Below are 17043 nucleotides of genomic sequence, written 5' to 3'. Positions count from 1 at the left end.
CGCGTGCAGACCGTCACCGTGACCGGGACCGGCGTCGTCACCGTCGTGCCGGACAGCGCCGTGGTGCGGCTCGCGGCCGTGGCGCGGGGGAGCGGCGTCGCGGAGGCCCATGCAGCGATGGCAGCCGCCGCCGCCACCGTCGTCGAGGTCGCGCACCGCCACACCGAGGAGACCCGGGTCGCCTCGTCCGGCATCTCCGTGTGGCCCGCCCGCGACCACGAGGGGCGCGAGGCCGGTTACGAGGCGCGCCACTCCTACGCCATCGCCTGCCCGAACCTGGCGGCCGCCGGTGCGCTCGTGGCCGACCTGGCGGGTGAGGTCGGTGACTCGCTCGCGATCGACGGCGTGGCGCTGGAGGTCACCGAGGACCACAGAGCCGGTGACAAGGCCCGCGAGGCCGCCTTCCACGACGCGCGCGAGCGCGCCGCCCAGCTGGCCCGGCTCGCCGGTGCGGGACTCGGTGCCGTGCAGACGATCGTCGAGGGCGATGCCCACCGCGGCCCCTCGCCGATGCCGAAGATCGCGCTGGCCCGCGCGTCAGCCGACGGCCTCGAGCCGGGCGAGGCGTCGGTCAGCACGACCGTCACGGTGGTGTGGGAGCTCGCCTACTGACGTGGGGCCCGGCCGACCATCTCGGCGACCAGTGCGGCGCTGAGGCCGGCGAACGGCAGGCCGGACCCGGTGGTGGCGTGCGCCCCGACGGCCAGCACGCCCGCGATCGGCGTCCGCGGGCCCAGACGCGAGCGGGCTGTGCGCGGACCCTGCCACTGGACGCCGTGGGGCGAGCCGCCCCATGCCTCGACGAGGTCGCGCGGGGTGCGGTCCACGCGGGCGACGACCTGTCGGCGGACGTCGAGGCCGTGGCGCGCCAGCGCCGTGAGGACGTCCTCGGCGACGAGGCCTCGTGCCAGCACCGTCCACGCCGCAGCACCGTCCGGCGCCCGGCCACCCGGGCGCACCACCAGAAGCGGGTCGCCGTGGAGCACCACCTCGTGGGGCAGGTCGGGCAGCTCGCCCTCGAGCCCCACGTGGCACACGACCGGCGGGAAGGCGGGCATCGAGCGCCGGACGTACGACGCGAGAGCGGGCAGCCGTCGCGGGTCGATCGCGACGACCACGTGGTCGGCGTCGACCTCGCTGCCCGCGGCGCGGACCGCCGCGACCCGACCGTCGCGCACGACGAGGTCCATCGCCTGCGTACCGGTCAGCACGGTGACGCCGCGCAGCGCGAGGCGGTCGGCCATCGCCACGCCGAGGGCGGCGAGCCCGCCGGGGACGGTCCACGAGCCGAACCGCTGCTCGAGGTAGACGTCGACGCCGGCGAGCACCGGCGCCCGCCGCAGGTCGTGACCGTCCATGACGAGCCGGTGCCCCGCGACCAGGCGCAGCCGCTCGTCGCCGAGCGACCGACGCAGCCGCTTGTGCAGCGACTCGCGCCGGTCGAGCAGCGCCACGAGCTCGCGTGGCGCGACGTCGGGGTCGAAGGGCCGCTCGTACCACTCCTTGCGCAGCAGCTCCCACGGCTCGCCGTACGACGCCACGTGGTCGACCCACTGCCGACCCAGGCCCGCACCGAGGGACTCGAAGGCCGCGTGCTGGGCGGCTCGCGAGCCGCCGGGCAGGCGCACCGACGAACCGTCGGCGAAGCGGTGCTCGCGGACCAGGTCGAGCGGCTGGAGGTCGACCTCCCGCTCGAGCGGGCGGCCCGACTTGCGGAACAGGTCGCGCACGACCGCTGGCAGGAGCGTCGTGGTCGGTCCGGCGTCCCAGGCGAAGTCGTCGTGCTCGACCGTGGTCAGTGCCCCGCCGAGGTGCTCGGCGCGCTCGAGGAGGGTGACCTCGTGGCCCAGCCTGGCCAGCCGGGCAGCGGCTGCCATGCCGCTGAAGCCGCCTCCCACCACCGCCACACGAGCCACGAGGGAACCCTAGGCGTCCCCTAGGTCGTCCGGTCGACGGGCTCCTTGTTCTTCCAGCGCCGCCACCCGCGGCGCACCAGCCGGCTGAGGACCAGCAGCAGGCCCAGGCCGGCCAGGAGCAGGACGCCGGCGATCGCGGCAGCCGCTTGCGGGTGCTCGAGCGAGAACCACACCACGCCGAGCACCGTGGCGTCCTCGGTCAGGCTGGCACCGACGTTGGTCACCGGCTCGGGGGAGGAGTTGATGGCCAGCCGGCCGCCCGCCTTCGCCAGGTGGCTCAGCAGTGCGGTGCCGCCGCCCACCACGCCGAGGACGGCCTGGTCCAGCGACGTGGCGTCGCCGGCGAGCAGCACGCCGATGACCGCGCCGACGGTCGGCCGGATCGCGGTGGAGATCGCGTCCCACGTCGAGTCGATGTAGGGGATCTTGTCGGCGACGAACTCCATCGCGAACATGAAGCCGGCCGCGGCCAGCACGTCCCACCGGCCCAGGACGTCGGGGATGTCGGAGTAGGAGCCGACCCGGTCGGCGATGCCCAGCACCAGCACGACGAGGTAGGCGTTGATGCCGCTCGCCCACCCGCTGGAGAAGGTGAGGGCCAGTGCGTCCATCAGCGGGCCCCCATCAGTCCACCTCGACCTCGACCGCGCCGGTCATCGCCACCAGCTCGTCGTACGACGTCGAGAACACCGCGGCCGGGTGGCCGGCCGCCGCCCACACCACGTCGTGCCGACGCAGCCACGGGTCGATCCAGGTGCGGATCGGCGCCGGGTGGTCGATGGGGGAGACGCCCCCGATCACCTGGCCGGTGTGCCGGCGCACGAAGTCGGGGTCGGCACGCCGGAGCCGGGTCACGCCGATGCGTTCGGCGACCAGCGCCGTGTCGACGCGGTGGGCACCGGAGGTGAGGACCAGGACGGGCTCGCCGTCACCGTCGAAGAGCAGGCTGTTGGCGATGGCGCCGACCTCACAGCCGAGCGCCGCCGCGGCGAGTGCGGCAGTGTGGGCGCTCTCGGGCAGGATGACCACGTCACCGGTGCCTCCGCGCCGGGTGAGGTCGCCTCGAAATGAGGTGATCGATGCGTGCTCGGTCGACATGATGCGAGCCTAGCGACGAACGACGACCAGCCTCAGGGGGACTTCACCATGGCGCGCGACCTGCCGGGATCCGTGGTCAACAGCTTGCGAGTGCTCGGACTGATCGTGGCGACGTCCGGCGTGATCACGCTGCTGATCTGGTTGAGGCGCGACGACGTCATCCTCGGCTGGGCGAAGGGCAACCCGTCGGCGCAGGAGCTGCTCGCCCAGGGTGGCATCGAGATGTTGCGGGAGAGCCCCATCGTGCCGGGCTTCGTCGCGCTCTCGGTCGTCGCGTTCGTCGGCTTCGCTGCGCTGGTGCTCGTGCTCGGCTCCTTCTTCGTGGGCGGCTACGGCTGGACCCGTCCGGTGCTCACCGCCACCGCGGGCGTCGGTGTCCTGGTCGGCGTGGTCTGCCTCGACAGCAACCTCCCCGTCGTCTTCGTCGTGCTGTCGGCCCTGGTGATCGTCGAGGGCCTGGTGCTCTCGTTCTTCCTCTGGCAGCGCGAGACGACCGCGTACCTGCGTCGGGTCTGACGACCTTCCGCGCCCGTCCGCCGCTCACCTCCGTTCGTATCCGGACTTCGTCCCCAGAAGTCGCGCCGGCCCTTGACGGGTTGTCGGTGGGGGGGAGTACCGTTGTGGTTGTTCGAACAGGTGTTCGATGCGACCCGGGTGGCGGTGACCTCGACCCCCACCGCCCCCCGGGTCGGCCCGGGGTCGACGGATGCGAGGAGGCGCGATGAGGCAGTACGACGACCCCGTCGAGGTGCGACGAGGCGAGGCTGAGGACCCCGACCAGTTCCTGTGGCGAGGCAGGTTGTGGAAGGTGCGCGCGGTCGTCGCGCACTGGGTGGAGACCGGTCCCTGGTGGCAGGGGGCGACCGACGGCGAGCAGTCGAGGACCCCGACCGATCTCGTCGCCGAGCGAGAGCTGTGGCGGGTGGAGGCCGGCCGCGGGATCCAGGGCGGACGGCAGCAGGCCGGCGACCAGCAGTCCTACGGTGTCTTCGACCTCTCCTTCGACTGGTCCGACGGGCGCTGGCAGCTCGTCGGGTGCCTGGACTGAGGGCCGGCGCCATGACCTCCACGACCAGCCCCGGTCCCTCCGCCGGACCGCACCTGCTCCCGGCCACCGCGCACTCCTACCTCGAGCGTTCCGCGACGTCGCTCCGCGACTCCATCACGGCGCGCGACGTGCCGACTCGGTACGCCTGCGCCCACGTCGCGGCGCTCTGTGCCGCGGCAGCCCTGCTCGCGGCCCGGGCCCGCCCGGCTCCCCGGGGCCGCCGACAGAAGAACGCGTGGGTCCTGCTCGCCGAGGTGGCGCCCGAGCTGACGGAGTGGGCGAGCTTCTTCGCCGCCGGTGCCGGCAAGCGGGCGGCCGCCGAGGCCGGGTCGACCCGGGCCGTGACCGAGCGGGAGGCCGACGACCTGGTGCGCGACGCCGACCGGTTCCTCGCCGTGGTCGAGCAGGCGCTCGGCCTGGTCCCGCACGCCAGCGTCGCCTGAGGGCGGGGCGAGGTGTCGTCAGACCCGTTCGTCCACCTCCACGTCGCCTCCGGGTTCTCCCTGCGATACGGCGCGTCCCACCCCCACGTGCTCGTCCAGCGGGCTGCCGAGCACGGGATGGACACCCTTGCGCTCACCGATCGTGACGGGACCTACGGCGCCGTCAAGTTCGTCGGCGCCGCCCGCCGGGCCGGCATCCGGCCGGTGCTCGGGGTCGACCTCGCGGTCGCGCCGACCACCGACGCGGCGACCGGAGGGGCGGCGGTCAGGGGCGGCGGTGGGCGCCCGCCCCGACGTCCGGCACCGGCGCGCGGTGGCGTGTCCCGTGATCCGTCCCAGCTGCCGGGGGGCAGCGCCCGCGTCACGTTCCTGGCCATGGGAAGGGCTGGCTGGGCGGCGCTGTGCCGGATGGTGTCCTCGGTGCACCTGTCCGGCGAGCGCGGGCGACCCGTCGCGACGCTCGACCTGCTGGCCCCCCACCTTGCCGGCGGTGACGTGCTCGTGCTGCTCGGGCCGTCCTCGGAGGTGGGCGCGGTCGCCACCCGGCGCCGCGACGACCTCGGCCCGGCGGTGCTCGCGCCATGGCTGGAGGTGGTGCCGCGTGCCAATCTCGTCGTCGGACTGGTGTCCCACCGGCTCGGCGGCCGCGCGGGTGCCTGGGGGCCGGGTACGTCTGCCCACGCCGCGCGGATGGCCGGCCTCGCCCGCCGCGCCGGCCTCACGACGGTGCTGACCAACGCGGTGCGCTACGCCGACCGGCTCGACGCGCCGACGGTCGACGTGCTCGACGCGGCCCGGCGGCTGGTGCCGCTGGGCTCGGCCGGGCTGCGTGACGTCGGTCCCGACGGCACGCGCGGCAACGCCGAGGGATTCCTCAAGACCGGGAAGCAGATGCAGGAGGTGGCCGACGAGATCTGCCGCCTCGCCGGGCTGGGCGACAGCGCGCGGGAGGCGAGGCGGTTGCTCGCCCGTACGCGCGCGGCCGCGGACCGGTGCGCGCTCGACCCGCGCACCGACCTCGGCATCGGCGAGGTGCACTTCCCGGAGCTCGAGCTCCCCGAGGCGGGTCCGCACCGCACGGCCGACGCCCTGCTGCGCGCCCGCTGCGAGGCGGCGATCGGCTGGCGCTACGGCACCGGCCCGAGGATGCGCGTCTGGAAGCGGCTCGACGACGAGCTCGAGACCATCCGGTCCCTGGGCTACGCGTCCTACTTCCTGACCGTCGCCGACGTCACCGACCTGATCGGCGAGATGGGCGTACGTCGTGCCGCGCGCGGGTCGGGCGCCGGCAGCCTGGTCAACTACCTGCTCGGCATCTCCGGGGTCGACCCGATCCGCCACGGCCTGCTGATGGAGCGGTTCCTCTCGCCCCTGCGTGCCTCGCTGCCCGACATCGACGTCGACGTGGAGTCCGCGCGGCGCGAGGAGGTCTACCGCGCCATCCTCGACCGCTTCGGCGGCGAGCGGTGCGTCACCGTCTCGATGATGGACACCTACCGGGTCCGCCACGCCGTCCGCGACGTCGGCGCCGCCCTCGGCATGCCTCCGGGAGAGGTGGACGCGATCGCGAAGGCGTTCCCCCACGTCCGGGCCCGCGACGCCCGCTCGGCGCTCCGCGACCTGCCCGAGCTGAGGGCCAGCGGGCTCGGCGACGGCGCGCTGGACCGCTTCTTCGGCCTGGTCGAGCGGCTCGACGGGCTGCCGCGCCACATCGCGATGCATCCCTGCGGGGTGCTGCTCTCCGACGTGACGTTGCTCGACCGCACACCCGTCGAGGCGTCCCACGCCGGCTTCCCGATGAGCCAGTTCGACAAGGACGATGTCGAGGAGCTCGGCCTGCTCAAGCTCGACGTGCTCGGCATCCGGATGCAGTCGGCGATGGCGCACGCGGTCGCCGAGGTGCGCCGTGTCGACGGGGTTCACGTCGACCTCGACGACGAGGCTCAGGTGCCGTTCGACGACGCCACGACCTACGACCTCATCAGCAGCGCGAAGACGCTCGGCGTGTTCCAGATCGAGTCACCGGGACAGCGTGAGCTCGTCGGGAAGTCCGGCATCGAGACCTTCGACGACATCATCACCGACATCTCGCTCTTCCGCCCCGGCCCGGTCAAGAGCGACATGATCACGCCCTACCTCGAGGCGAAGCACGGGTGGCGAGACGTCCACTACCTCCACGACGACCTGCGCCCGATCCTCGAGGGCACCCGCGGCGTGGTGGTCTTCCACGAGCAGGTGATCGAGATCATCGCGACGTTCGGCGGTGTCTCCTACGCCGAGGCCGACGAGAAGCGCCGAGCGCTCGGGACCACCGACGGGATGGCCGCGACGAGGACGTGGTTCCTCCCGCGGGCGCTGGGACAGGGCTACGACCTGGCGCTGGTCGAGCGCATCTGGACGGTCCTCGAGGCGTTCGCGTCGTTCGGCTTCTGCAAGGCCCACGCCGCCGCGTTCGCCCTGCCGACCTACCAGTCGGCGTGGCTGAAGGCCCACTGGCCGGCCCACTTCCTCGCCGGGGTGCTGACCCACGACCCGGGCATGTACCCCAAGCGGCTGATCCTCGACGACGCCCGCCAGGTCGGGGTCGGCGTGCGGGGGCTCGACGTCAACGCCAGCGCATCGACGTACGTCGTGGAGCGGGCCGACACCGGGGACGGGCCGCGGAGCCACGCGATCCGGCTCTCGCTCGCCGACGTCAAGGGCATCAGCGCAGCCGAGGTGGCCCGCATCGTCGAGGCACGCGGGGGCGGCCGCTACGCGTCGCTGTCCGACTTCTTCCACCGGGCCCGGGTCTCCCGGCCGACCCTCGAGCGCCTGGTGCTGGCCGGCGGGTTCGACGGTGTCTACGGCATCGCGACGGGCGAGCAGGCCCTCGGCCGGCGTGGTCGGACCACGCGGCGCGACCTGCTGCTGCAGGTCGCCGAGCTCGACCTCCACGCGCGTCTGGTCGACCGGGCCTCGCGAGCGCGGGGTCGCGGCCTGACCAGGCGGAGCGTGCCGTCGACGGCGACCGCTGCCGCGACCGACGCCGCTGCCCGCAACAGCACCGACCCCACGGTGCGGGACGGTTCGCGGTCGACCGAGCGGCACGCGCTGGCCGAGGCGGGCGTCTGGGCACGCGCCTCCGCGCAGTCGCAGGCGCCGCGGCCGGTGGTCCGGGCCGAGTCGGTCCAGCTCACGCTGGAGCTGGGTGACGAGCCGGGCCGGCCGGGGGAGCGGGCGACCGGGTTGCCGGAGATGACGACGCTCGAGCGGATGCGCGCCGAGCTGGAGATCCTGGGCCTCGACGTCAGCCAGCACGCGGTCACGCCCTACGCCTCGCTCCTCGATGCGCTCGGGGTGACGCGCAGCCGCGACCTGCTGCGCCGGCGCAGCAGGTCCGAGCTGGTGGTGGCCGGGGTCAAGGTCGCGACCCAGACGCCGCCGATCAGGTCGGGGCGGCGGGTGGTGTTCCTGACCCTCGACGACGGGACCGGACCGGTCGACGCGACCTTCTTCGAGGACGCCCAGGGGCCCTACGCCGCGACCGTGTTCTCGTCCTGGTTGCTGCTCGTGCGCGGCGAGCTGCGGCGCACCGGCCGCCGAGGCGTGTCGCTGCGAGCGACCGGCGCGTGGGACCTGCCCGCGCTGGACGCGCTGTGGCAACGCGCCCGCACCACCGACGAGGCGCTCGAGCAGGTGCGCGCCGAGCTGGCCCGACGGCCCGAGCCACTGGCGGAGGGCGCGGGTGAGCCGACCGTGAGGCGGGCCCTCGTCCACTCCAGCGGCTTCCGGCTCTCGCCCTACGCCGACGTCGCGCCGGCCGGTGACCCCGCCCGCGACGTCGGGCGCAAGGTCGGTGCGGCCGCCGGCGACGATGCCCGGGTCGGCGACCGACCTCCGTCCCGGACCCTGTGGCACCGCAGTCCCGGGAGCCCCGGATGACCGACGTCACCGCTCCCACGTGCTGCGCGTGCGGCCCGTCCGGCCGCGAGGGGACCCCGCACGGCGAGCCACTAGGGTTGCGCCCATGGCCCAGCCGACCGCGAGCTCCTCTGCCAGCGAGCGCCGCCAGTCCGTCCGCACCGGCGTGGCCTGGGAGGGCGTACGCCGCCTCCTCGAGGCCGGCGACGCGACCGACGGACGGCAGGCCCGCATCGTCGACGTCGGGGGCGGCACCGGCGGGTTCGCCGTCCCGCTCGCCGAGCTGGGCCACACCGTCCAGGTCATCGACCCCAGCCCCGACGCCCTCGCCTCCCTCGACCGGCGCGCCCGCGAGGCCGGCGTCGCCGACCGGGTCACGGGCCAGCAGGGCGACCTGTCCGACCTGTCCGACCTCGCCGAGGAGGCAGACCTGGTCCTCTGCCACGGCGTCCTCGAGATGGTGGACGACCCCGCGGCCTCCCTCGCCTCCATCGCCGACGTGCTGCGCCCCGGCGGCCACCTCAGCCTGCTCGTCGCCCAACGGCACGCCGCCGTGGTGGCACGCGCCATGGCCGGCCACTTCCAGGCGGCCCGCGAGCTCCTCGACGACGCGCCCGACGGCTCGGCCGGTCCGGGTCACGCCTCGGGCGGCCCGGTGGGGCGAGGCGGGCGCCGCTTCACCCACGACGAGGTCGTCGACCTCCTGGCCGGCGCCGGACTGCACCCCGAGTGGATCCACGCCGTCCGCGTCTTCGCCGACCTGGTGCCGGGCAGCCTCCTCGACCTCGAGCCCGGGGCGACGGCGGCGTTGGTCGAGCTCGAGAGGGCCGTGGCCACCCGCCCCGAGTACCTCCCGCTCGCTGCCCAGCTCCACGTCGTCGCGCGCCGCTGACCACCACCCCGACGGGGGCCGGCGATGACCGAGACCCCGCTGCTCCACGTCGACATGGACGCGTTCTACGCCTCCGTCGCGCTCCGTGAGCGCCCCGACCTGGTCGACCAGCCGGTGGTGGTGGGCGGCAGCGGCCGAGGTGTCGTGCTGGCCGCCAACTACGTCGCGCGCCGCTACGGCATCCGGTCGGCGCTGCCGATGACCCGGGCCCGCCGCCTCTGCCCCCACGTCGTGGTCCTCCCGCCCGACTACTCCACCTTCACCAGCGTCTCCGCGTCGGTGATGGAGACGTTTCGCGACGTCACCCCGGTGGTGGAGGCGATGTCGCTCGACGAGGCGTTCCTCGACGTCAGGGGCGCGACCCGACGCCTCGGCACTCCCGCCGAGATCGCCGAGCACCTCCGGGCGACGATCCACGACGAGCAGGGCATCACCTGCTCCGTCGGGGTGGCGGCGTCGGTGTCGGTGGCCAAGGTCGCGAGCCGGCGCGCCAAGCCCGACGGTGTGGTGGTGGTCCCTCCGGGGGAGGTCACGTCGTTCCTGCACCCCCTGGACGTCGGCGAGCTCTACGGCGTGGGGGAGAAGACGCAGGCACTCCTGCACCGCTTCGGCCTGCTCACGGTCGGCGACGTCGCCCACACGCCGCTCGAGACCCTCCAGCGCGCGGTCGGCGACCACCTCGGTCGCCAGCTCCACCACCTGGCCTGGGGCACCGACCGCAGCGACCTCACCCCGACGGCAGGCCCGCACGAGCCCGAGCGGTCCATGGGCGCCGACGAGACCTTCGCGCGCGACACCGACGACCGCGACGTGATCGTCCGCGAGCTGCTGCGCCTCTCGGCCCGCGTGGCCGGACGCATGCGCGCGGCCGGGGTGGCCGGCCGCACCACGACCCTCAAGGTGCGCTTCGCCGACTTCACCACCATCACCCGCTCCCGCACGATGCCGGAGGCGACCGACGTCACCGTCGAGGTCCACCGCGCGGTGACCCGTCTCTACGACGCGCTCGGGCTCCAGCGCGCGCGCCTGCGACTGGTCGGCGTACGGGTGGAGGGACTCGTGCCGCGGGCCGCTGTGCACCGGCAGCTCGTCCTCGGCGAGCCGGAGCACGGGTGGGCCGAGGCCGACCGCGCGGTCGACCGCGCGACACGGCGTTTCGGGGCCGCGGCGGTCCGTCCAGCGAGCCTGGTCTGACGTCAGGCTCCTGCCCCGGGGTGGAATTTTCCGGGGACGCCTACCGTAGGCGGTAGTGGGTGCCTAGACTTGCCCCAGAGGTGAGGAGGAAACGTGGAGCTCTCCGAAGAAGAACTGCGAATGCTCGAGCAGATGGAGCGCGCCCTCGTCGAAGAGGACCCCAAGCTCGCCTCGACCTTGCGCGGCACGTCGTTCCAACGGGCCGCACGTCGTCGGATGATCCTCGGCGGGGCGATCCTCCTCGTCGGCATCGGCCTCCTCATCGTCGCGGTGCTGCTCGACCTGACCGCCGTCCTCCAGACGATCACCGGTGTCCTCGGCTTCGTGGTGATGCTCGCCGGTGCGATCCTGGCCCTGACCTCCGCGCGCAGCCCCGGTCGCGCGACGCCCAAGGTCCGCGCCTCCGGCCGCACCGGGTTCGGGGTCGTCGACGGCGGCCGCCCGCACCGCCCCAGCCGCCAGCGCTCCGGGAGTCCCTTCATGGAGCGCATGGAGGAGCGGTGGCGCCGTCGCCGCGAGCGGGGTCTCTGATCGCCGCCGATCCCACCACCTGATCGCACCCCCTCGCCCGGTCCTCGGACCGGGCGTTCGTGCGTCCACAGCGGGGACGCGCAGGCGTACCACCTCGGCGCGGGCCGGTACGACGACCCAGCGGCCGGCGGCCGGTGGGCTCAGCCGACGAGCTCGTCGACCGTCCGGGCGGACTCGTGGTCCGGGGTGGTGGTCGTGGCCCGACCAGCGCGGGCGCGTGGGCGCCACGACCTGCGCCGACCCACGACGGACGTGGGCCACCACTCGGCGCGACGCGCCTCCCGTGACGTCACCCCAGCCGCGAGCGACTCCTCGACCAGGCCGAGGTCGTCGGCCAGGTGGTCGGCGGTGAAGGCTTCGGGGTCGCGGGCGTAGCGGCTGCGCTCGAGGGCCGAGACCAGCCGGTCGAGTGCCTGAGCCGCCTCGGGTGCCTGGTCGCGACCGCGTCGCGGGCGGTCGGGTCGCGAGCCGTCGTGGACGGGCGTCGCCAGCAGGTGGCCGAGCCAGTCGCCGGCGCGCCGGGGCGACCTGCCCACCGGCCAGGCATGGCCCAGGTCGACGGCGACGTCGCGCAGCTCGACCCAGAGGTCCTCGACGTCCCCGTCGAGACGGCGCCGGCGCCGCGCCGTGCGGACCAGCCGTGGCGTCATCAGCAGGAGCCCTACGAGCGCCAGGCCCAGCACGCCGGCGACGACCGGCACCCAGGGGATCGACGAGGCGCTGGCGTCGTCGGTGGTCGCGTCGGCGCCGGCCTCCGCGCCGCGCTCGGGCAGGTCCTCCCTGGGGCGGGCGGCGCTGGGCGTGGGTGTCTCGGGGACCGCGGCGAACTGTGCCTCGGTGTAGTCCGGGGGCTGGCTGGCGCGGGACTGTGGGGTGGGCTCGAAGCGCACCCAGCCCGATCCCGGGAAGTAGAGCTCGGGCCAGGCGTGCGCGTCGTGTGAGGAGAACTCCCACGAGCCGTTGGTGGCGCGCTCGGGCTCGAGGAAGCCGACCGCCACCCGGCTCGGGATGCCGATGATGCGCGCCATGATCGCCATCGAGGCCGCGAACTGCTCGCAGTAGCCGACCCGGTCGTTGAGGAACGCGAGGAGGTCGGCGCTGCCGTCGCCGGCGGACGGCACCTCGCTGAGGTCGTAGCGGAAGCCGCCGTCCTCGCGGAACCACTGCTGCAGCACCTGCGCCTTCTGGAAGCGCGTGGGTGCGTCCGCGGTGATGCTCGCCGCGATCCGGCGGATCTCGTTGTTGAGCGTGCTCGGAACCTCGGTGAAGATCCCGGGCACCGAGCCGGCACCGGACACCGCAGAGTTCATCCGCTCGGCGTCGTAGGTGAGCTGGACACCGGTGTAGTCGTAGGTGCTGTCGGCCGTCGTGATGTCCTCGCGGGCGGCGATGACGTCGCGGGTGTTGAGGTCGTATCGCCAGTCGTTGCCGGCCGCGATCCGCGTCGTCTGCGCCGCGGTGGGCAGCCACGACGAGGCGAACTCGGGGCCGACCCGCACGTCGTACCTGAACTCGCGACGGGGCACGTCGACGCCCACGCCGTCGAGCGGGGGCAGCGCGCCCGTCGCGGCCTGCGACTCCGGGATCTCGCGGTCCCCGGGCGTCCACTGCGACCCGCTGAACCGGGAGAGGACCGTGTAGCGGAGGTAGGTGGGCTTCGGCCCGACCGTGGTGACCCACAGGAGCGGGATGTCCTCGCCGCGGCGCAGGTCGCGGCGCAGGTCGACCATCGGGTCCTGGACCTCGACCTCGCGGGTGCCGGGTCCGTTGCCCTCGAAGACGCTCATGCTCATCGTGGGCACGGCGACCGGTACGACGACCGCGAGCGCGATGGCGGTCGCCCCGAGCGCCAGCGCCGTGTTGCCGATCGCGCCGGTGCGGACCGAGAAGGAGCCCTTCTCGCCCTCCGGTGCGCGGCCCCAGTTGGCGACGTGGTCGCTGTGCTGGATGAACACCAGGGTGAGGAACAGGCCGGCGATGACGGCGAAGAGCCACCACGACACCGCGTCCCCGGTGACGGCGACCGGCAGGGTGTAGGCGGCGAGCAGCACGAGGCCGGCCACCGGGGCCCGGCGCATGGTGCAGGCGATCAGGTCGACCAGCAGCACGACGAGCGTGCCGCCGATGAGGAGCAACGGGTGCACCGGCGGGACGCCGGACGGCACGGGGGCGGCGTAGCTGCGCGACGTCTCGAGCGCGTCGGACAGCGCGGTCATGAAGGTGTCGACGTTGCCCGGGGTCGGGATCGACGATCCGGTCGTGGTGCCGAGCACGAGCAGTCCGCCGAGCACCAGCTGACCGGCGACGATCGCGAGCGCCGGGAGCCTGCTCCAGCGCGCCAGGGCGCCGGCCCCGCCCAGGACCACCCCGATGAGGAGGAGCGGGATCGCGACCTGGCCGAAGTCCTCTGTCAGGACGCGCCAGGAGAGCACGGTCGTCCAGGCCGCGAGGAGCGCGATGCCGGCGATGCGCAGCTGGTGCGGGAGCGTGCTCCACGAGGCTCTCATCGCGCGGCTCCGGCTGATGACACGGTGGCCCGGCTCTGCATCAGCCCGAGCTCCTGCCAGGCGGTGTCGAGGCGGTCGCGCGGGCCGAGGGTGATCGAGCGCCACCCGGTCGAGGTGAGGTGGGCGGACGCGCCGATGCCGGGCTGGACCGGCAGGTGGGGGGCCCAGGCGTCCACGTCGAGCGCGATCGCCAGGCTCGACGAGGCGTGGTGCTGCAGGCGGCGGAGGAACGGCAGGTCGGGCTCGCCCAGTCCTCCGAAGATCCCGATCGTGAGACCGCCGTGGCCGGGCTCGGCCAGCCACTGCGTGTCGGGAGCAGGGGAGTGGTCGAGCTGCACGACGGCGAGCGCCTCGAGGAGAGGGATGGTGGTGGCCTCGGCGCTGTGGGAGTGCCACTCGGTCTCGCGGGTGTCGCCGGACGCAGTGACCAGGCGGACGGTGTAGCCGTGGTGGGCGAGGTGGATGGCGATCGACGCGGCCGCGGACACGGCGCCCTCGAGCGAGCTGGCCGCTCCCTGGCCGCGGTGGGCGGTGCCGCGGTTGTCGAGGAACACGGTGGCGCGCGACTGCCACGGCTGCTCCTCGCGGCGCACCATCAGCTCGCCGACGCGAGCCGAGCTGCGCCAGTGGACGCGCCGGAGGTCGTCGCCGCGCCGGTACTCCCGGACCGTGACGTCCTCCGCGCTGCCGGTGGCGAAGGCCCGGGGACGGTTGTCGCCGGACCCGGTCCAGGCCCCACCGAGCGGGATGCTCGGCAGGGGGGTGGTGCGCGGTGTGACGGTCAGTCGCGTCATGGCGTGGAACGTGCGGCCGAGCTCGACGAAGCCGAACGGGTCGGTCACCCGCACCGACATCGGGCCGATCTCGAACTGTCCGCGCAGCTCCGAGCGCACCTGGTACGTCGCGTGCCGGCGCCATCCGTGCCCGAGGCCCTCCAGCACGAAGCGCGGGCGGGTGCCGAGGACGTACGGGAGTCGCTCCTCCAGCAGCAGCACGCCCGTGGGCGTGCGCGACTCGTTGGAGACAATGAGCTCGACGGTCGCGGGCTGCCCCGCGACGACGAGCTGGGGCGTGACCGTGCGGACGAGCGAGAGGCGGTAGCGGGAGCGGCCGACCCACCAGGCGGTGAGCAGCGGCAGCACCGCGACCAGCACGCCGATGCGCACCACCGAGGAGTGACCGACGACGATCGCGGCCACCACGGTGGTGATCCCGGCCGCCAGGAACGCCCGTCCGCGGACGGTCAGAGCAGCGAGTGCCTCACGCACGGCTGCCGCGTGGGATCGACGTGGAGCCGGACGCCGTGGGGACGGGCACCGACTCCACGATCCCGGACAGGATCGCGGCGGTCGTCCGTCCGCTCATCGTCGCCTCGACGTTGGGGAGCAGCCGGTGGGCGAGGACGGGGGAGGTGATGCCGTGGATGTCGTCGGGCAGGACGTAGTCGCGTCCCTGCGTGGCGGCGACCGCCTTGGCCGCCCGCACGAGGTGGAGCGTCGCCCGCGGTGACGCCCCGAGGTGGAGGTCGTTGCTGGCACGGGTCGCGGTGGTCAGGGCCACGGCGTAGCGCTGGACGGCGGTGGACACGTGCACCCGGCCGACGATCTCGATCACCTTGCGGATCTCCCCGGCGTCGGTGACCGGCTCGAGGTCGTCGAGCGGGTTGTGGGCGGTGTGGCCCTCGAGCATCGCGATCTCCGCGGACTCCACGGGGTAGCCGACCGAGACGCGTGCCATGAAGCGGTCGCGCTGCGCCTCCGGGAGGGCGTACGTGCCCTCCATCTCGATGGGGTTCTGGGTCGCGATGACCATGAACGGCTTCTCGAGCATGTAGGTCGCGTTGTCGACGGTGACCTGGCGCTCCTCCATGGCCTCGAGGAGGGCTGACTGCGTCTTGGGCGAGGCCCGGTTGATCTCGTCGCCGACGACGATGTTGGCGAAGACGCCGCCGGGCCGGAACTCGAACTCGCGGGTGTCCTGGTTGAAGATCGAGACGCCGGTGACGTCGGAGGGCAGCAGGTCCGGGGTGAACTGGATGCGCGCCACCGAGCAGTCGATGCTGCGGGCCAGCGCCTTGCTGAGCTGGGTCTTGCCGACGCCGGGCACGTCCTCGATGAGGAGATGACCCTCGGCGAGGAGGACGACCAGGGCGGCGGTGACGACGTCGGGCTTCCCCGCGATGACGCGCTCGATGTTCTGGCGCACGGCGCCGGTGACCCGCCGAACGGTGTCCAGGTCGGGCGCCTGCTCGGAAAACCCAGTCGTCACGTTGTCCGTCCCCTTCGTACGTGCTCGCCACCACGGTATGTGGTGCGCGCAACATACCCGCCCGAACCGGCCCGCGCGGCCCGTCTCTGCGGGCGTCACCCACCCGGGGCACCCCGCTTCCCCCACTTCGCTCCACCACCGGTGGCCGGATCTCCCCACCGGCGCTCCACCTGGCCCGCGCGCGGCCCGTGCTGAGCGTGGATCGGCGCTCCTGTGCGCCTGGTCGAGCGCCGGACCAGCGGCTGGCGGAGCCGCCGGCGGGGCTCCGGCAGCCCGAAATTCGTGCGTGAGACACGCGGGATCTGGTTGACGGTGGAGCGAAGTGGAGTACTGTGGTGCGAAGTGGGGGACAGGGTCGATCTGCCCGCCGAGCAGGGGAGGTGCCGGATGTTCTTCGGCACGTACACGCCCAAGCTCGACGAGAAGGGCCGGCTCTTCCTCCCGGCGAAGTTCAGGGACGAGCTGACGGAGGGACTCGTGGTGACCAGGGGTCAGGAGCGCTGCCTCACCGTCTGGTCCATGGCCGACTTCGAGAAGCTCACCGACCGGCTCCGCGAGGCGCCGGTCACGCAGAAGAACACCCGTGACTACGTCCGCATGCTGTTCGCCGCCGCCAGCCAGGAGGTGCCGGACAAGCAGGGACGCATCAACATCCCGGCACCGCTGCGGGAGTACGCCTCGCTCCGCAAGGAGTGCGTCGTCATCGGGTCGATGAACCGGATCGAGATCTGGGACCCGACCGCCTGGGCGACCTACTCCGAGGAGCAGGAGCAGAAGTTCTCCGAGCTCAGCGACGAGGTCTTCCCCGGCATCTGAGCCAGCACCACCCGACAACTCCACAGCTGACATCGCGACCCGTATCACCAGGTCTCGAGCCCGCTCCTCGCGTGGCCATCTGGGGCACTTCCCCGGCACCAGAGGGCACCTACCCCCGACGGGGGCAGAGGAGCGGGCAGGGACCTGGTGCGGCGGCTCGCCCCGTGCCACACGACGGGGAGTGTCAGCCGCACCGCCAACCAGCAGCACCAGCACGCACATCCGCAGCAACAAGTCCGCAGCAACAAGTGGGGTCGAGACCATGAGCACCACCCAGCCCGTGGGACGCACGGCAGCGGCACCGCCGCTGCGGGTGCGCGAGCAGGCGCGCGAGGCAGCCGCCCTCATCGCGTTCTCGGCCGCCACGGCCTGCGGCCTGGCGCTGGCCCTGCTCCTGCTGACCCACCTGGGCTCCCAGGGCTGAGCA

At 73.7% G+C, this 17043-nt stretch carries 16 protein-coding genes; 10 read left to right on the top strand and 6 right to left on the bottom strand.

Going from position 1 to position 17043, the window contains the following annotated elements:
* Nucleotides 1-3 precede the first annotated feature (3 nt).
* The gene (locus tag ACFQW6_RS08150) at nucleotides 4-612 is read left to right on the top strand and encodes an SIMPL domain-containing protein (protein WP_378543090.1); all 609 of its coding nucleotides are present in this window, start codon (nucleotides 4-6) and stop codon (nucleotides 610-612) included.
* On the opposite strand, the gene ACFQW6_RS08145 is transcribed toward ACFQW6_RS08150, so the two are convergent.
* The 3 genes from ACFQW6_RS08145 to ACFQW6_RS08135 are packed head-to-tail and all read right to left on the bottom strand — an operon-like array spanning nucleotide 606 to nucleotide 3014.
* Nucleotides 606-1916: a phytoene desaturase family protein gene (locus tag ACFQW6_RS08145; protein WP_378543088.1), complete on the bottom strand. Its 1311-nt coding sequence runs from the start codon at nucleotides 1914-1916 to the stop codon at nucleotides 606-608. The genes ACFQW6_RS08150 and ACFQW6_RS08145 overlap by 7 nt on opposite strands.
* A gap of 20 nt (nucleotides 1917-1936) precedes the next feature.
* On the bottom strand, nucleotides 1937-2527 hold the full coding sequence (locus ACFQW6_RS08140) for a DUF4126 domain-containing protein (RefSeq protein WP_378543086.1): 591 nt from the start codon (nucleotides 2525-2527) through the stop codon (nucleotides 1937-1939).
* A gap of 13 nt (nucleotides 2528-2540) precedes the next feature.
* Complete coding sequence (locus ACFQW6_RS08135; RefSeq protein WP_378543084.1) at nucleotides 2541-3014, bottom strand: YbaK/EbsC family protein; 474 nt, start codon at nucleotides 3012-3014, stop codon at nucleotides 2541-2543.
* Between the two features lie 48 nt (nucleotides 3015-3062).
* Between ACFQW6_RS08135 and ACFQW6_RS08130 the strand changes: the two genes are divergently transcribed.
* The 7 genes from ACFQW6_RS08130 to ACFQW6_RS08100 all read left to right on the top strand — a co-directional run bounded on the left by ACFQW6_RS08130 (nucleotide 3063) and on the right by ACFQW6_RS08100 (nucleotide 11025).
* Entirely contained in the window at nucleotides 3063-3530 is a 468-nt protein-coding gene (locus ACFQW6_RS08130) for a hypothetical protein (protein ID WP_378543082.1), read from the top strand.
* 205 nt (nucleotides 3531-3735) lie between these two features.
* On the top strand, nucleotides 3736-4062 hold the full coding sequence (locus ACFQW6_RS08125) for a DUF6504 family protein (protein WP_378543080.1): 327 nt from the start codon (nucleotides 3736-3738) through the stop codon (nucleotides 4060-4062).
* Nucleotides 4063-4073: 11 nt separating this feature from the next.
* Nucleotides 4074-4505: an SAV_6107 family HEPN domain-containing protein gene (locus tag ACFQW6_RS08120; protein WP_378543078.1), complete on the top strand. Its 432-nt coding sequence runs from the start codon at nucleotides 4074-4076 to the stop codon at nucleotides 4503-4505.
* Between the two features lie 12 nt (nucleotides 4506-4517).
* Nucleotides 4518-8429, top strand: a complete 3912-nt coding sequence (locus ACFQW6_RS08115) for a DNA polymerase III subunit alpha (protein WP_378543076.1) — start codon at nucleotides 4518-4520, stop codon at nucleotides 8427-8429.
* 85 nt (nucleotides 8430-8514) lie between these two features.
* Nucleotides 8515-9300, top strand: coding sequence for a methyltransferase domain-containing protein (locus ACFQW6_RS08110; RefSeq protein ID WP_378543074.1), 786 nt, complete (start codon nucleotides 8515-8517; stop codon nucleotides 9298-9300).
* Between the two features lie 24 nt (nucleotides 9301-9324).
* Complete coding sequence (gene dinB, locus ACFQW6_RS08105) at nucleotides 9325-10494, top strand: DNA polymerase IV (protein ID WP_378543072.1); 1170 nt, start codon at nucleotides 9325-9327, stop codon at nucleotides 10492-10494.
* A gap of 93 nt (nucleotides 10495-10587) precedes the next feature.
* On the top strand, nucleotides 10588-11025 hold the full coding sequence (locus ACFQW6_RS08100) for a DUF3040 domain-containing protein (RefSeq protein ID WP_378543070.1): 438 nt from the start codon (nucleotides 10588-10590) through the stop codon (nucleotides 11023-11025).
* Between the two features lie 140 nt (nucleotides 11026-11165).
* On the opposite strand, the gene ACFQW6_RS08095 is transcribed toward ACFQW6_RS08100, so the two are convergent.
* Genes ACFQW6_RS08095 through ACFQW6_RS08085 form a run of 3 tightly spaced genes read right to left on the bottom strand, consistent with a single transcriptional unit; the run spans nucleotide 11166 to nucleotide 15800 of the window.
* The gene (locus ACFQW6_RS08095) at nucleotides 11166-13532 is read right to left on the bottom strand and encodes a transglutaminaseTgpA domain-containing protein (protein ID WP_378543068.1); all 2367 of its coding nucleotides are present in this window, start codon (nucleotides 13530-13532) and stop codon (nucleotides 11166-11168) included.
* The gene (locus ACFQW6_RS08090; protein ID WP_378543066.1) at nucleotides 13529-14800 is read right to left on the bottom strand and encodes a DUF58 domain-containing protein; all 1272 of its coding nucleotides are present in this window, start codon (nucleotides 14798-14800) and stop codon (nucleotides 13529-13531) included. The genes ACFQW6_RS08095 and ACFQW6_RS08090 overlap by 4 nt, the downstream gene beginning before the upstream one ends.
* Nucleotides 14793-15800, bottom strand: coding sequence for an AAA family ATPase (locus tag ACFQW6_RS08085; RefSeq protein WP_378543064.1), 1008 nt, complete (start codon nucleotides 15798-15800; stop codon nucleotides 14793-14795). The genes ACFQW6_RS08090 and ACFQW6_RS08085 overlap by 8 nt, the downstream gene beginning before the upstream one ends.
* 387 nt (nucleotides 15801-16187) lie before the next feature.
* On the opposite strand from ACFQW6_RS08085, the gene mraZ reads away from it, so the two are divergent.
* Together mraZ and ACFQW6_RS08075 are read left to right on the top strand one after the other, a co-directional pair.
* Nucleotides 16188-16616, top strand: a complete 429-nt coding sequence (gene mraZ, locus ACFQW6_RS08080) for a division/cell wall cluster transcriptional repressor MraZ (RefSeq protein ID WP_268112446.1) — start codon at nucleotides 16188-16190, stop codon at nucleotides 16614-16616.
* Between the two features lie 262 nt (nucleotides 16617-16878).
* Nucleotides 16879-17040 carry a hypothetical protein gene (locus ACFQW6_RS08075; RefSeq protein ID WP_378543062.1) on the top strand — a complete coding sequence of 54 codons (162 nt, stop codon included), beginning with the start codon at nucleotides 16879-16881 and terminating at the stop codon, nucleotides 17038-17040.
* Nucleotides 17041-17043 lie beyond the last annotated feature (3 nt).

Origin of the sequence: Nocardioides sp. GCM10028917, assembly GCF_042666175.1 — a bacterium.
Classification (GTDB): domain Bacteria; phylum Actinomycetota; class Actinomycetes; order Propionibacteriales; family Nocardioidaceae; genus Nocardioides.
The sequence above is the reverse complement of the archived record's forward strand: the minus strand, read 5'-3'. Positions and strand labels throughout refer to the sequence as shown.